Genomic DNA, 14486 nt, shown 5'->3' with positions numbered 1-14486 from the left:
AGCACAATGCTTCTTGTATAATGCCCGCCACAAGGTTCCCGTAGCTCAGCAGGATAGAGCGGTCCCCTCCTAAGGGACAGGCCACTGGTTCGACTCCAGTCGGGAACGCCATATAAAACAAGGGGCTGGCATCATCTGATGCCAGCCCCTTGTTTTTGATTGCCTTTTATCTTGCCTGGCCACTGTCGATATGCCCCAGGCAAGCGCCATATCTAGCCTTCAGGTGAGGCTACGTCATTACCACCAGACGTTGGCCTGCACTCCAACCACCCAGGTGTCATCACTGTCATCGCCTTCAAAAGCATGGCTGCTGTCACTCCAGTTGTCGTTGTCGCTGTCGAAATAGCTCGCGTAGAGACGCAGTTCCGGCTGGTTGCGACCCAGAGACCAGGCCTGGGCGACGGTGTACTTGGAACCACTGCGATCATAATCCGCACCATTCTCGGTCTTCTCATCGGCGAAATAACCCACCTCTGCGTAGGTGCGAGTGATTTCAGACCAGTGATACGCCAATTTGGCTGAGGCACCAAACATGGTGGCATCGAGCTGATCGTTGTCCCAGGTCTCAATGCTGTCGGCCGCTGCATAGTTGATGGCATGGCTCAGATCCCAACGGTCACCCAACGGAATGCTGCCGTAGTTGCGGATCGCGTAACCGCTACCACTCTTGACGTTGCCATTGAGGGTATCTGCCGCCCCCATGAGCACCCCTTGTGCCGCTGAACCATCCACATAATATTGCAGCACCGTCTTGTTAAACCCTGTGCCAGCCACGGCCTGGTTCAATTCCACCATGAAGGCATGACCATCGCTGTAATCATGCTCACCGCTACCTGGCTCATCCACCTGATCAGCCGACGGATCGGCATTCAAAAACTTGTATCCGAGTGCCAGGCTACCGCCTTCCCACAGAGGCAGGGAGTCATAGGTCAATTCCAGATTATTGGCATTGATCTGATGCTTGCTATGCTGGGTATCCGTGCCGATCTCATTTTCAAAATCACGATGTAATACCGCTACTGAGAATTTACCTGCACCGAGGTTCATGCGCTCTATACCGGCACCCACATTGGTCTGGTTCCAGTAAAAGTAATCGTTCATATCAATATAATAGCCTTTATTATATTGACGAATACCCGCCCAGGAGGTCTCCCCCATCCCCATGAAGTTCCGCAATTGCAGGTTCATGTTTTCCCAGCCGAATGGGGAGTCATTACTGACACTATCGGCATCACCATCCCACATATTGAACATGGTCTGGATATAAACAGATTTGTCGCCGTCGTTATTCAGCTCCTTCCCCAAGCCAATCTCGGCATAATTATCAAACTCGTTCCCGAGACGTCCAATCTTGTTCTTCTGGAAATCTGAACCACCGATGCTATTTGAAGCTGAGCCATCGGCCCCGGTCCCCACACCGGCACGGAAATAACCCCAAAAATCAAATCCCTCAGTAGCAATGGCATTGGTGGCTGCGATAGACAAAGACGCGGCGACAATGTAGCGAATTGAGTTTTTCAAAATACATCCTCGATAGTTATTATATTAAATTGACGTGCATGCTCGACCTGCATAAAAAGAGGTGGTTTTTTATGGCATGGTCATATGTATGTTTTAATCATCCACCATGGGTGGCAGGAATATGGTAATGCTAAAAAAATAATAATCTGGTGATAGCGATCACATTAATGTAATCGTTTACAGCTCTTGTTTTAAACAAATTTTTGCAAGCACCAATGCCTGTTTTCTATTTACGTATTTAGGCCTGGTTCAGCTTTCTATTAAATTCAGCTCTCATTAAGAATTAAATAATTAAAAGCGGAGTCTGATGACTCCGAAGAAAGCAATATTGACAATACGACGCCTTTATTTCTAGTCAGAGGGCTGCATGTTTATATTCAGTCACCTCAACACCTGGGTCGTAGCCCTCAGCGCGGTGCCATCTGTTGTCGGCTGGTACCGACAGGGAGTCCGAAAGAGGGCAGCCCACGCGCATCCCAGTCAAGGGGTTGCAGATGAATCTCCCTGTTCCAGCCTGCCCCTTTGAATTTGGCGGCATGATGAATCAGCCAGGGTCGGCCTCCATCGTCGATAAAGAAGCCGTTATGCCCAGGGCCATAGACTCCCAGCGCCTCGTCCTTTCTAAAGACGGGCTGAGGCCGCTTGCGCCAGTGTGCCGGATTCATAGGATCCTCCCCCTCCAGCGCCAGCAGACCGAGACAGTAATCGTCCGTCCAGCTGCCGCTGGCGGAATAGGTGAGGAAGAGTCGCCCCCCTGGGCTTAACAGCGCCTGGGGAGCCTCGTTGACCTGGGGCGTGCCGATACGCTCCCACGCCAGTTCAGGTCTGGAGATCTCAACGCGCGGCCCAGCCAGCTGCCAGGGCGAGGCCATTCTGGCGATATAGAGGCGCTGCTGATCGTTAACCTCCCCCTCCCAGCCTGACCAGATGAAATAACGTTCCCCCCGGTAATCGAGGACGGTGCCGTCGATGGCCCATTTGTCACTGGCATCAGCCATCTTGCCCTCCTGGGTACCCGCAGGGAAGGCGTACTCGCCAAAAGGATCCACCCCTTTTGACTGCAACACATACATGCGCTGCCGAGCCATGTCGCCATCCGATGCGGCGAAATAGATGTACCAGCGACCGTCCAGCAGGTGTAGCTCGGGGGCCCAGAGATGGGTGCCGTTGACAGCGCCCTGAGCCGGCATCCACACCACCTTGCGCTCGGCATTCTCAAGGTCGGTGATGTCTTTGGTACGCCATAGCGTGATGTCGCTGCCGGTGGTCTGGGTGTAGTAGTAAAAGCCGTCATCATGACGCACAACCCAGGGATCGGCGCCATCACCCAAGATCGGATTGGTAAAAGTCGAACTGGCCTGCGCTGGCATGATGGTTCCCAATAGAATGAACAGAGAAAGAAGGATTCGGTACATGACTGGTGCTCCACGAGGGACAGGATCCGCCGCCCCTCAGCTCAGCTCAGCTCAGCTCAGCTCAGCTCAGCGGCGCAGGCTCTGCCCCTGCTCACCGAAGAGATGGATATATTCGAGAGCGACGGTGAGGGAGACCGCCTCGTCGCATGAAGGCACCCGTCGATCCGTGTTGACCTTGGCCAGCAGCAGCCGCTCTATGCCCTCGCACTTGATGTGCAAGATCGCCGCATCACCGAGGTTTTCGACCAGAGAGACCCGGCCATGCAGATGGGCCTCCGGGGCGCCTTCAACCCCCACCAACAGATGCTCGGGGCGGATCCCTATCTTGATGTTGCTCTGGCCTGTGCAGTCAAACCATGACTCAGACGCCGTCACCTCGATCCCTTTACCCGGCGTTAGCTGCCAGAGATCGCCATCTTTTCCCTTCAGCTTGCAGGTCAACATGTTCATCTTCGGCATGCCGAGGAAGGTAGCCACAAACTCGGTGGCGGGGCGCTGATAGAGATCCAGGGGAGAGCCCACCTGCTCGATGTGGCCCTTGTTGAAGACCACTATCCGGTCCCCCAGCGTCATCGCTTCCACCTGATCGTGGGTCACATAGATCATGGTGGTCCCCAGCTTCTGATGCAGGCGCGCCAGCTCGGTACGCATCTGCCCACGCAGGGCGGCATCAAGGTTGGAGAGCGGCTCATCAAACAGGAACACCTCGGGTTCACGCACGATGGCTCGTCCGATGGCAACCCGCTGGCGCTGGCCTCCGGAGAGCTCGGCCGGTTTGCGCTCCAGCAGGTGGGCCAGTTGCAGGGTCTCCGCCACCCGGTTTACCTTGGTCTCTATCTCGGCCTTCGGTGTGTTGTTGAACAGCAGGGAGAAGCCCATGTTCTCGGCCACCGTCAGGTGGGGGTAGAGTGCATAGGACTGGAATACCATGGCCACCCCCCGTTTGGCAGCGTCGAGCTCATTGGCCCGCAGGTTGCCGATGTGGAGATCGCCTGCGGAAATATCCTCCAGCCCGGCAATCATGCGCAGCAGCGTCGACTTGCCGCAGCCGGAGGGGCCGACGAAGACGACGAACTCCCCCTGTTCGATTTCCAGATCCACGCCGTGAATGACGGCATTGCCATTGGGGTAGGTCTTCTTGATGTGCTTAAGCGATACGCTGGACATATGGTGCTCTCTCACGACGGCCTCATCGCGGCCGTAAAAACAGGGGGCCCGCCTTGGCAGGCCCGTGAATCGTTAACCCTTGAGGCCGGTGGCGGCGAGGAAGCCCGACGCGACACGCTTCTGGAACATGACATAGAGGATGGCGACCGGCAGGCCACCGATCAGGGCAGAGGCCATGTTCTGGGCATACCTCACCCCATAGGTGTCGTTAAGCTGAGTCAGACCGATGGGAATGGTCATGTTCTCGGTGGAGCTGACCACCAGGAATGGCCAGAGGAAATTGTTCCAGGCCCCCATGAAGGTGATGATCGCCATGGCATAAATGATGTTCCGGGAGAGAGGCAGATAGACGCGGAGCAATACCTGCCACTCCCGGGCGCCATCGAGGATGGCCGCCTCGCGAAAATCCTTGGGGATCTGATCGAAGAAGCGCTTGAGAACGAAGAGCACCATGGGTGACACCACCTGAGGCAATATGATCCCCCCCAGAGAGTCGGCCAGCCCCATGTGGTAGACCTGGCGAAAGAGCGGGATCACCAAGGCTTCGAAGGGGAAGATGATGCCAAACATGCAGCACCAGAACAGCAGGTTCGCCCCCTTGAAACGCAGTTGAGAGAAGCTGTAGGCCGCCAGCACAGTGATCAGCAGCGTCACCAGGGTAACCGCCAGCGAGGTGACCACGCTGTTCATGAAGAAGACGGGCAGATCCCCCATGGTCAGCACCTTGATGAAGGCATCGAAGATGACGGGATCGGGCAGCCACTGCAGACCGGCGACTGTCTGAGCCTCCGGGCGCAGCGCCGTGCTGATCGCCCACAGCAGAGGGGCGCCCCACAGCAGGCAGAGCAGCACAGTCAACGTGATGGCGAGCAAGGCGGTAAATGTCAGTTTGCTATTCATCTTAGCCTCGACGATTGATGAAGCGATTAGCCAGGGATTGCAGCACCAGAATGAGCAGCACTATCAGCACGAAGACCACGGCGATGGCCGAGGCATAGCCGGCGTTCTGGTTGACGAACCCGGTCTCGTACATGTAGTGCAGAACCACTTTGGTGCTGTCGAAGGGGCCCCCTCCGGTCAACAGATAGGTCTGACCGAAGATTTTGAGGGATGCGACCAGTTGCAGGCCGAAGACCATCACGGTGACAGGGCGCAGTTGGCGCCATGTGATGTAGCGAAAGATCCCCCACTCCGAGGCGCCATCGAGCCTGGCCGCTTCGTAGAGGTCCTGCGGTATGTTCTTGAGGGCCGCCATGAACAGCAGCACGTTGAAGCCAACGGTCCACCAGATGGTGGCGATGGCAACCATGGGCATGGCAAAGTCCGGATCGTTGAACCAGGCGATCTCGGTGCCGGCGACCAGGTTCACCACGCCGAAGGTCGGGTGCAGCATCCAGCCACCGATCATGGCCATGACTGCGATGGGCAAGATGTTGGGGATGAAAAAGATAGCCTGGACCAGACCGGCGAAGCGGGTGAGACGGCAGATCAGCATCGCCATGACCAACCCCAGGGCAGTCAGCGGGATCACGGTCAACAGGGCAAAGTAGGCGGTCTGCAGCAAAGAATCCCAGAAGCTGGGGTCCTGCAGCAGCTCCACATAGTTGGCAAAACCAACGTAGCCGTGAGTCTCGGTCAGCCCGCTGTCGGTGAAACTCAACTGCAACGTTTGCAATGCAGGAATGACAAAGAAGAGCAAAAAGGCGAGCAAGAAGGGCGCCAACATGAGCCAAGGCGTCATCAGGGCACCAAAGCGACCGGCGGTGGTTCTGGCAGTGTCTTTATTATCCATATCTGAACTCGGGCCTGGAATGAAGGAAACCGGGAGGCAGAGGGTTGACCCTCTGCCCCAGGGTCATTAACGTGCCGGACGACTCATGAACTTGCCCGCATCGCGCTCGAACATCTGCAGCGCCTTCTCGATGGGCAACTGACCGGTCAGCGCCGCCGGGAAGTACTTGGAGGCGGTGGCCTGCAGGGGACCAGCCGCCCCGCTGTACCAGCCATCCGGGTCATAGACGATGTTGCTGGCCGTCTCGCTGACATAGTCGGCGAGCAGTGGCATCTCCTTGAACGCCTGGGTGGCGACCGTCGGCTCGTAGGCCGGAATGTGGCCCCCTTCGGCCCAGGTGAGGGCGTTCTGGTTGATATAGTTGGCAAATTTGGCAATCCCCAGCACTTTTTCGTCGGAGATGGGTTTGTCTTTATTGCGCGGAATGGCCAATGCGTGGGAGTCGGCCCAGGCGGCCCTGCTACCGTTGAAGAAGGAGGGGAGAGATGCGATGCCCACTTCGAATCCAAGCTTGCCGCTCTTCATGCCGTCAGTAACAGAGGGGAGCTCCCAGACGCCATTGAGCATGAAGGCCGAGCGGCCGGTCATGAACTCCGTGGTGGAGGAAGCGTAATCCAGCCCCTTGGTGGCGTAGCCGTCGGCGTACCACCTGGCCATCGCCGCCATCGCCTGCTTACCCGCCTCGCCATAGACAAACTCGTTGTTCTCTATGGTCTTGCCGCCCTGCTGGCTGATCATGGAGAGCCAAAGACGGTAAGGCATGTAGGACATGGGCGAAGTCTCCATGCTCAGACCCATCGCCCCTTGCTCTTTCACGCTTTTGAGCGCCGCATCAAACTGCGCCAGCGAGGCGATGGGCTTGAGTCTGCCCTGCTCATCCAGCAAACCGGCCTTGGCCGCGATGCGCTTGTTGTAATAGAGCACCATGGCATGGGTATCGATGGGCAGAGCATAGGTCTTGTCATCGACGTTCGATTGCTTCCAGAGCAGCGGGAAAAGCTGGTTGCTATCGTAGCCAGCCTGCTTCAGAACCTCGGGATTGATGGGCTCAAGGCCCTGGGTCTGGGTCAGGCCGGAGATCTTGGAGAGATGGATGGTCGCCATGTCCGGACCGCTGCCCATGGCAGAGGCGGTCTTGAGTTTGGTATAGAAGGGTTCACCCCAGTTCAGGGTGGTAGTCTCTATTTTGTAGTCACCCTGGCTGGCATTGAAACCGTCAACCAGTTGCTTCATGCGCGCGCCATCGCCGCCGTTGAGCAGGGTCCAGTATTGCAGTGTGGTCTGTGCCAGGGTAATGGGAGAAAGCGTTGCCCCCGCGACCAGCAATGCCAGCAGCTTTATCTTCTTCATGATATGACCTCTATGTGTAGGGTGAGGCGATGCCGATGGGTTGGCATCGCCTCGGAGGAGTCTTTCTTATTCGGTGGTCAGGGACTGGATCAGGGCGACCTCACGCTCGTCATAGGGGGAGCCATCCGCCTCGAGCAGGTCGTGGAACCAGGTGTCCGCGAACTCCGGAACGGCTCGCTGGATATTGGGCCAGGGCAGATGCGTCTGGGTTCTCCCCTTGACCAGTCCCCATTGGTAACAGGCGATCTTGCGCTCCTTGAAGATGGGCAGTTGCTCATGCATGAACGACTTGGCATGGCGAGCGAGCCACTCGGTGCAGAGCAGGGGGCGATCGTAGGTCGCGACGATTTCCAGACTTTTTTCCAGCAGTTCGAGTGACTGATAGGCATGGAAGCTGATCACATCCGACAGCGCCATTGCCCGGAGGTCGGTGGGATGGGTGAAGATGGGATCGTCCGGGCTAAAGTGGTTGGCAGCATGCCAGGCACAGACCGTCAGCGGCTGGCAGGGATTGGCCTCGCGCGCCCAGCTGAAGGCCAGCTCCATCAGATGATGGCTGTAGAGCTCCATGGCAGGATCGAACTCTTCATGCTGGTTGGGGCCACGGAAAATGCCGCGATTGGTCGGCTCGTTGTAGAGATCCCACACCAGGATACGTTCATCCTGGGCGAACATGCCGACGACATCCTTGATGTAACGCTCCAGTTCACACCATTGGGTGACATCCATGACGACGTTGCGTCCAGGGCTCGCCGCTGCCTGACTGTTGTGCAGGTTTTCGACAGGCTCTTTTTGCGGGCCCAGATAGGGGTGATCGCCGGAGAAGCCGCAATCATCCATGGGGGTCAGCATGACGCAGATCCCCTCTGCGGCCGCCACCGCCAGGAAGTCGTCGATGCGGGCGATCAGGCCATCTCTGTCCACCTGCCAGACGATGAAGGGCAGGTTGGTGCGCAAGGTGTTGTAGCCCACCTCTCTGGCCCATGCCAACTCCTGCCTGATGGTCGGGAGATCGAAGGTCTCCCGTTGCCACATCTCCGTCCAGTTGACGGCGGTTCTGGGCAAGTAGTTGAACCCTCTCAGCCAGGGCTGCTTGCTCCACCACTGCCAGGCTTGTTCTGTGGACCACTGTTGTACCGCCATCGCCCCCCCTTTTGCTAATTTTTAATATTTATGAGCTAATTTTTATTTGCTAATCATATTAATAGCAAAGGGTGTTAGATGGAATTTGGTGGTCAGTCACAAAATGAGCCAGACCAAGGCTCATTGCAACATCTGGTTAACATACCGTTTTTAAGCGCGTTGACAGCCTGGATTGGGTGTTTATCGATCGTATTGATCCGCGCTGATGACGATAACATGGCTGGTTCCCCCAATCTGGTGGGGTATGATTGACGAGAAAAAAACTAATAATATTAGCTTGGCAACAGGGGCTGGTCATATCGATGAACAAGCAACGCATCACCATGAGTGCCATCGCCGCCGCAGCCGGCGTCTCCCAATCTACTGTATCTCTGGTGCTCAACGGTTCGAGCGCGGTGAAGCTCTCATTCAGGGGAAACCCTGGAGGGAGGCCAACAACCTACGGCTGGAGGGATATCGCCAAGCCCTGATCAAATGACCGGATCCCGGCTCCACAATGGGTACGCGTCGCTAACTGGCCGCTGCGCGAGGCCTATGAGCAGACCCGGCAGCTGCTGGCACTCCCCAACACACCAGACGCGGTCTTCTGCTGCAGTGACTACATGACCCAGGGCGGCTATCAGGCCATTGCGGAGGCAGGGTTACGCATTCCGGAAGATATCTTGGTTGCGGGACACGATAACCAGATGCTGGCCAACGAGATGGTGCCCCTCTGTTTGTTGGACGCCCCGAACGAGATCCATAAGGCCACCCACGACTTTCACTTGATCCCTGTCCCACCGCGGCACTTCGCATCTGTACCCAGCCCTGCGCTCGATTACACTCTGGATGTGGGCCGTCGATGACGACGACCATTCTTCATTGGCTCGCATCAAGAGAAGGGAATCATGGCCAGCAAAAAAAAATCTACGACTGAACAGCCTGCTCCGGTAGCAGAGTCCAAGCCGCTTGGCAACAAGGCATACGAGAAGGAACTGCGTCGCCTGCATGTGGAGCTGGTGAAACTGCAGCAGTGGGTGGTGCACAAGGGACTCAAGGTCTGCATAGTGTTCGAAGGGCGCGACGGCGCTGGCAAGGGGGGGACCATCAAGGCGATCACCGAGCGGGTCAGTCCCCGGGTGTTCAGGGTCATCGCGCTGCCGGCCCCCACCGAACGGGAGAAGAGCCAGCTCTATTTCCAGCGCTACATCCCGCACCTGCCGGCGGCGGGCGAGATCGTCATTTTCGATCGCAGCTGGTACAACAGGGCCGGGGTGGAGCGTGTCATGGGCTTTTGCAGCCAGGAGGCGAGCGACAAATTCCTGGCGGGGGTTCCCATGGTGGAACAAGCCATGGTCGACTCGGGCATCATATTGCTGAAGTATTGGCTGGAGGTGACCCCACAGGAGCAGGAGCGGCGGCTGCGAGATCGCATCGACGATGGTCGCAAGATCTGGAAGCTCTCCCCCATGGACATCAAGTCCTTCGATCGCTGGGATGACTACACCCGGGCGCGGGATGCCATGTTCACCGCCACCGACACCGCCTGGGCTCCCTGGTTCGTGGCCCGCTCCGAGGACAAGAAGCGGGTGCGGCTCAACATCATCTCCCATCTGCTGGCCCACGTTCCCTACGAGGAACTGCCGGCCGAACCGGTCAAGCTGCCCAAACGCAAGATTGGCAAGGTCAAGGCCTCGGAGCACCCGTTCCGGGTGATCCCGGAACTGTTCTGATCACCGTCAAGGGGGAGCCTCTGGCTCACCCCTTGCTCCCTCACGCCCTGCCCTGCTGATACTAACCTGAGGATGGCCGCCTTGGCCTTGGGGAACCTCTGGCCCCCCTGCCCACTCACTCTCTGCCCTGTTGATACTTGCGGATGGCCGCCCTGGCATTGGGGAACCTCTGGCCCTCCCCCTGCCCACTCACTCTCTGCCCTGCTGATACTTGCGGGTGGCCGCCCTGGCATTGGGGTACTTCTGGCGCCCCCCTGCCCACTCACTCTCTGCCCTGCTGATACTTGCGGATGGCCGCCCTGGCATTGAACAGCATCCGGCTCTCCCCGAGCTGACTGGCCAACCCGCTGCGACGCACGTTCTCGAGCACCCCGGGATTGAGCCCGGCCAGCCAGAGGGTGACCCCCCTGGCGCGCGCCTGCTGCTCCCCCTCCATCAGCATCATCAGGGCCGAGTACTCCACGTCCTGCACCCGGCTCATGTCCAGCACCACCACCTCGGGCTGGTGAGTCTCGATAAGCTCGCGGATCCGGGCGGCCACATGCTGCACATTGATGAAGAAGAGGCGCCCCTCCGGGCGCAGGATCAACAGGCCGGGGACCGTCTCGTCATCGGGATGACGCGCGGCCAGCGGCCGCAGCACATCCTCCCCGGGTTTTCGGCCAATCACATAGACGGGTGGCTGCGCCGTCTGGCTGGCCAGCCCCAGCAAGGAGGCCAGGATGGCGACCACTATCCCCTCCAGGGTGCCGAACAGCAGCACCCCCAGACAGGCGATGGCGGCCCAGCGAAACTCCATCATGCGAATCTGCCCTATCTTGCGAAACTCCCCCGGCTGGATGAGCCCCACCGAATAGACGATGACCACCACCGCCAGGGTGGCGCTCGGCAGCCAGGAGAGCAGCGGGGCGAGGAAGATCATGGTGGCCAGCGCCATGGCGGCGGTGACCGCAGAGGCCCACTGGCTGACGCCCCCGACGGAGCGCACCACCGCGGTCTGGGAGGTCCCCCCCCCTGCCGGCATACTGCCGCAGAAGGCTCCCCCCAGGTTGGCCAGCCCGGTGGCCACCAGCTCGCGGTTCGGATTAATCTCCGGCTCTTCCTTCCCCACGAAGGCCCGACCTGCGGCTATGGTCTCGGTGAAGCTCATCAGCGCGATGCCCGCCGCCCCAGGCAGCAGTTGCAACACCAGGGTCAGATCCGGCATCGTCAGGCCGGGCAAGCCGGTGGGAATGCTCCCGACGATGGCGACCCCTGCCTCGTTCAGGCCAAAGCCCCACACCAGCGCGATGCCGATGCCCACCCCCAGCAAGGGGGCGGGAGAATGGGGAAAGCGCCACTCCATGAACACCAACACCACCAGGGTGACGAGAGCGACTCCCAGGGTCAGCCAGGAGGTCTGGGGCAGCGCCAGCCCCAGGTGATAGAGATCCAGAAAGAAGTTCTCCTTCTGGATGTGCACACCGAACAGCTTGGGCAGCTGATCGAGGATGATCACCAGCCCGATGCCGCTCTTGAACCCCACCAGCACCGGCAGGGAGATGAAGTTCGCCACGAAGCCGAGGCGCAGCACCGCCGCCAGCATCAGCATGGCCCCCACCAGCAGGGTCAGGGTGGCCGTCACCGTGATCAGCCGACCGGGATCCCCATCCGGCACCACCAGTCCGAGCTGGGTCGCAGTCAGGATCGCCAGGGTACTGGTGGAGCTGACACTGAGCACTCGGGAGGAGCCCAACAGGGCGTAAAGCACCATGGGCACAAACGCGGTATAGAGACCGATAGCCACCGGCAGACCGGCCACGCTGGCGTAGGCCATGGCCTTGGGCAACACGACCGCCGCCGCGGTGACGCCGGCCAGCAGATCGGACAGGGAGCGCCTTGGCGCCAACGCGGGTGATGACATCTTGTCCTCCATGATCACGGGTCTGGCCGGGCGCCGGTGGGCATGACTCTAAAACGAGTTCATGCTCGGCAGTTCGGTGCCACATCCTCCGCCCCTTGCACCCTCAGGATGCAGGCACGGTTACAGAGAGAAGTGTATGCGCCAGCCCGACGCAGAGGCTTGTTGTTTCTCACGTTTTGCCATCTCGCTCCCCTATACTTCAGCGACGTTGCGCCGCCGGCCAGCCCCCTTTTCCAAGAGGAGATCCTCCTTGTTGCGACTGCTTGCACTGCTGCTTGTCTGCCTGGTGGCCCAGGTCCGGGCGCTGACACTGACTCCCCTGGTGGAGGGTCTCAATCATCCCTGGGGGCTGGTCTTGCTGTCGGATGGCGGCTATCTGATTGGCGAGCGCCCTGGCCGCTTGCTGCACATCGACGCCGCGGGCAAACGTCACCTCATCTCGGGCCTGCCGCCCCTCGCCGCCACGGGCCAGGGAGGCCTGCTCGATCTCGCCCTGGACGGCGATGGCTGGCTCTATCTCAGCTACAGCGAGCCGGGGGACGGCGGGGCCGGCACCGCAGTGGCCCGGGCCCGGCTGCAAAAGGAGGCCCTCATCGACTGGCAACTGCTGTTTCGCCAAGAACCCAAGGTGGCCGGCGGCGCCCATTTCGGATCCCGTCTGGCGTTGACGGAGGACGGCTATCTCTTCATCACCCTCGGCGATCGTTACAGCGAACGGGAGCGGGCCCAGACGCTCGACAACCACCTCGGCAAGACGGTGCGCCTGCACAAGGATGGCCGGGTGCCCGCCGACAACCCCTTCGTCAAGACGGCGAGTGCCCTGCCGGAGATCTGGAGCCTGGGCCATCGCAACATGCAGGGCGCTGCCCTGCGTCCGGGCAGCCAGCAGTTCTGGGCCCACGAACACGGCCCCCAGGGCGGGGACGAGGTCAACCTCATCCTGCCCGGCCACAACTACGGCTGGCCCAAAGTGACCTTCGGCGAGGAGTATGGGGGCGGCAAGATTGGCCTGGGCCAGAGCGCGCCCGGCATGACGCCGCCTCGCTGGATCTGGGTGCCCTCCATCGCCCCCTCGGGCATGACCTTTTATCAGGGGGAACTGTTCAAGGAGTGGCGGGGGGATCTGCTGGTCGGCGCCCTGCGCGGTCAGGCCCTGTTGCGCCTGCACCTCGACGGAGACAAGATAGTGTCGGCAGAGCGGCTGCTGACCGATCTCGGGGAGCGGATCCGCACCGTCAAGGAGGGCCCCGACGGTGCCCTCTACCTGTTGACGGATTCAGGCCAGGGGCGCCTGCTCAAACTGACCCCATAAGATGCAAGGAGGAAGCATGAACAAGTATCGAACCCTGCTGGTGCTCTGTGCCAGCCTCTGGTTGCTGGGCTGCAACACCATCCACGGGGTGGGGCGAGACATCGAGAAGGCGGGCGAGGTGATCCAGGGCTCGGCCAACCTGACGAGCGAGCCTCAGGCCGGCAAAGAGTGACAACCTAAGGCTCACACAGTCACTCGACACCGGAGGCCAGGCTGGCGAGCGGAGCCATGGTCACCCTGACCCCGTGCTGCGCCAGCGCCTCGCGGGCACTCTGGGGCAGTTGCTCGTCGGTGATCACCTGATCGATCGCATCCCAGCCCACCACGTTGAAGGTGCCGACCTTGCCGTATTTGGACGAGTCGCAGATGAGGATGCGGCTCGCCGCCGACTCCACCACGGCCCGCTTCACCGGCACCTTCTGCTCGCTCGGGGTGGAGATCCCCTGTCCATCCCAGGAGGAGGCAGACAGGAAGGCAACGTCCAGATGGAGGTTGCGCAGGAAGTGGGCTGTGGCCTCCCCGGCGCAGGACTGGTTCTCGCGAATGACCTGGCCCCCGGTGTGATAGAGGCGGCAGCGGCCGTGCTCGATGAGGTAGGCACAGACCATGAAGTCGTTGGTCACTATCATCAGATCTTCCCGCAGCGCCAGCTCCCGGGCCAGCTCCAGGGAGGTGGTGCCGGCGTCCAGATAGACGGTACTGCCCTCGGCCACCTGGTCGGCGGCGAGCCGGGCGATGGCCAGCTTGGCCCCCTGCATCAGGCTGCGCTTGGCAGCGTGGGAGGGCTCGCTCTTGATCCGCTGGGAGAGACTGACTCCCCCGGATACCGAGAGCACCCGCCCCTGCTCCTCCAGTTTCTGGATGTCGCGTCTGATGGTCATGTGGGAGACCTGCAACCAGTCGGTCAGCTCCACTATGCTGACCACGCCGCGCTCTGCCAGCAGTTGCAGGATACGTTGCTGTCGCTCTACGGGAATCATCTTGGCTCACCCCTCGGGGAAAAGAGGCGCCATTCTACCCCAGCGACCTGGGAAAAAATGATAAATAACCTCGAAGGGGCTCACAAATCACATTTATTCACACAAAAAACGCCAAAAATTGACTCGAAAGAATCTAAAGCCTCATTAATAACAAAAATTAACACGCAATAAGTTATTTTTTGTGACACCTG

General features: G+C 59.5%; 14 protein-coding genes and 1 tRNA gene. 6 read left to right on the top strand and 9 right to left on the bottom strand.

What is annotated here, in order from left to right; genetic code table 11:
* The first annotated feature begins 34 nt into the window (after window positions 1-34).
* Window positions 35-111: transfer RNA gene (locus ACB039_RS11695), tRNA-Arg, on the top strand.
* 126 nt (window positions 112-237) lie between these two features.
* On the opposite strand, the gene ACB039_RS11690 is transcribed toward ACB039_RS11695, so the two are convergent.
* From ACB039_RS11690 to ACB039_RS11660, 7 genes are all read right to left on the bottom strand, one after another.
* Window positions 238-1521 (bottom strand): carbohydrate porin, encoded by a 1284-nt coding sequence (locus ACB039_RS11690; RefSeq protein WP_197069661.1) that lies wholly within the window; start codon window positions 1519-1521, stop codon window positions 238-240.
* 407 nt (window positions 1522-1928) lie between these two features.
* A complete protein-coding gene (locus ACB039_RS11685) occupies window positions 1929-2936 on the bottom strand; it encodes a family 43 glycosylhydrolase (RefSeq protein ID WP_371165730.1) in 1008 nt (335 codons plus the stop codon).
* A gap of 66 nt (window positions 2937-3002) precedes the next feature.
* Entirely contained in the window at window positions 3003-4103 is a 1101-nt protein-coding gene (locus tag ACB039_RS11680; RefSeq protein ID WP_005328684.1) for an ABC transporter ATP-binding protein, read from the bottom strand.
* Between the two features lie 72 nt (window positions 4104-4175).
* A complete protein-coding gene (locus ACB039_RS11675; protein WP_041206300.1) occupies window positions 4176-5003 on the bottom strand; it encodes a carbohydrate ABC transporter permease in 828 nt (275 codons plus the stop codon).
* A 1-nt stretch (window position 5004) separates the two neighbouring features.
* A complete protein-coding gene (locus tag ACB039_RS11670) occupies window positions 5005-5895 on the bottom strand; it encodes a carbohydrate ABC transporter permease (RefSeq protein ID WP_050504416.1) in 891 nt (296 codons plus the stop codon).
* A 66-nt stretch (window positions 5896-5961) separates the two neighbouring features.
* The gene (locus ACB039_RS11665) at window positions 5962-7245 is read right to left on the bottom strand and encodes an extracellular solute-binding protein (protein WP_005328673.1); all 1284 of its coding nucleotides are present in this window, start codon (window positions 7243-7245) and stop codon (window positions 5962-5964) included.
* 66 nt (window positions 7246-7311) lie between these two features.
* Entirely contained in the window at window positions 7312-8388 is a 1077-nt protein-coding gene (locus ACB039_RS11660) for a cellulase family glycosylhydrolase (protein ID WP_139750731.1), read from the bottom strand.
* 302 nt (window positions 8389-8690) lie between these two features.
* Between ACB039_RS11660 and ACB039_RS11655 the strand changes: the two genes are divergently transcribed.
* The 3 genes from ACB039_RS11655 to ppk2 are packed head-to-tail and all read left to right on the top strand — an operon-like array spanning window position 8691 to window position 10100.
* Window positions 8691-8858, top strand: coding sequence for a LacI family DNA-binding transcriptional regulator (locus ACB039_RS11655; RefSeq protein ID WP_082030029.1), 168 nt, complete (start codon window positions 8691-8693; stop codon window positions 8856-8858).
* Window positions 8859-8870: 12 nt separating this feature from the next.
* A complete protein-coding gene (locus tag ACB039_RS11650; RefSeq protein WP_371165745.1) occupies window positions 8871-9233 on the top strand; it encodes a substrate-binding domain-containing protein in 363 nt (120 codons plus the stop codon).
* Between the two features lie 42 nt (window positions 9234-9275).
* Entirely contained in the window at window positions 9276-10100 is an 825-nt protein-coding gene (gene ppk2 / locus ACB039_RS11645; RefSeq protein ID WP_371165729.1) for a polyphosphate kinase 2, read from the top strand.
* A gap of 262 nt (window positions 10101-10362) precedes the next feature.
* Here ppk2 and ACB039_RS11640 read toward each other — a convergent pair whose 3' ends face one another.
* Window positions 10363-12003 (bottom strand): SulP family inorganic anion transporter, encoded by a 1641-nt coding sequence (locus ACB039_RS11640; protein WP_371165728.1) that lies wholly within the window; start codon window positions 12001-12003, stop codon window positions 10363-10365.
* Between the two features lie 250 nt (window positions 12004-12253).
* Here ACB039_RS11640 and ACB039_RS11635 point away from each other — a divergent pair, with 250 nt between their 5' ends.
* Together ACB039_RS11635 and ACB039_RS11630 are read left to right on the top strand one after the other, a co-directional pair.
* Window positions 12254-13315 carry a PQQ-dependent sugar dehydrogenase gene (locus tag ACB039_RS11635; RefSeq protein ID WP_371165727.1) on the top strand — a complete coding sequence of 354 codons (1062 nt, stop codon included), beginning with the start codon at window positions 12254-12256 and terminating at the stop codon, window positions 13313-13315.
* A 16-nt stretch (window positions 13316-13331) separates the two neighbouring features.
* Window positions 13332-13487 carry an entericidin A/B family lipoprotein gene (locus tag ACB039_RS11630; protein WP_139750889.1) on the top strand — a complete coding sequence of 52 codons (156 nt, stop codon included), beginning with the start codon at window positions 13332-13334 and terminating at the stop codon, window positions 13485-13487.
* Between the two features lie 19 nt (window positions 13488-13506).
* On the opposite strand, the gene ACB039_RS11625 is transcribed toward ACB039_RS11630, so the two are convergent.
* On the bottom strand, window positions 13507-14295 hold the full coding sequence (locus ACB039_RS11625) for a DeoR/GlpR family DNA-binding transcription regulator (RefSeq protein ID WP_139750888.1): 789 nt from the start codon (window positions 14293-14295) through the stop codon (window positions 13507-13509).
* Window positions 14296-14486 lie beyond the last annotated feature (191 nt).

It is taken from the genome of Aeromonas sp. S2(2024) (assembly GCF_041402505.1).
Classification (GTDB): domain Bacteria; phylum Pseudomonadota; class Gammaproteobacteria; order Enterobacterales; family Aeromonadaceae; genus Aeromonas; species Aeromonas media.
The sequence above is the reverse complement of the archived record's forward strand: the minus strand, read 5'-3'. Positions and strand labels throughout refer to the sequence as shown.

Excerpts from the sequence above, each read along its gene's own strand:
- ACB039_RS11660 (WP_139750731.1), bottom strand. The coding sequence starts at position 8,388 with ATGGCGGTACAACAGTGGTCCACAGAACAAGCCTGGCAGTGGTGGAGC.
- ppk2 (WP_371165729.1), top strand. The coding sequence starts at position 9,276 with ATGGCCAGCAAAAAAAAATCTACGACTGAACAGCCTGCTCCGGTAGCA.
- ACB039_RS11640 (WP_371165728.1), bottom strand. The coding sequence starts at position 12,003 with ATGTCATCACCCGCGTTGGCGCCAAGGCGCTCCCTGTCCGATCTGCTG.
- ACB039_RS11670 (WP_050504416.1), bottom strand. The coding sequence starts at position 5,895 with ATGGATAATAAAGACACTGCCAGAACCACCGCCGGTCGCTTTGGTGCC.
- ACB039_RS11625 (WP_139750888.1), bottom strand. The coding sequence starts at position 14,295 with ATGATTCCCGTAGAGCGACAGCAACGTATCCTGCAACTGCTGGCAGAG.
- ACB039_RS11655 (WP_082030029.1), top strand. The coding sequence starts at position 8,691 with ATGAACAAGCAACGCATCACCATGAGTGCCATCGCCGCCGCAGCCGGC.
- ACB039_RS11675 (WP_041206300.1), bottom strand. The coding sequence starts at position 5,003 with ATGAATAGCAAACTGACATTTACCGCCTTGCTCGCCATCACGTTGACT.
- ACB039_RS11665 (WP_005328673.1), bottom strand. The coding sequence starts at position 7,245 with ATGAAGAAGATAAAGCTGCTGGCATTGCTGGTCGCGGGGGCAACGCTT.
- ACB039_RS11685 (WP_371165730.1), bottom strand. The coding sequence starts at position 2,936 with ATGTACCGAATCCTTCTTTCTCTGTTCATTCTATTGGGAACCATCATG.
- ACB039_RS11630 (WP_139750889.1), top strand. The coding sequence starts at position 13,332 with ATGAACAAGTATCGAACCCTGCTGGTGCTCTGTGCCAGCCTCTGGTTG.
- ACB039_RS11680 (WP_005328684.1), bottom strand. The coding sequence starts at position 4,103 with ATGTCCAGCGTATCGCTTAAGCACATCAAGAAGACCTACCCCAATGGC.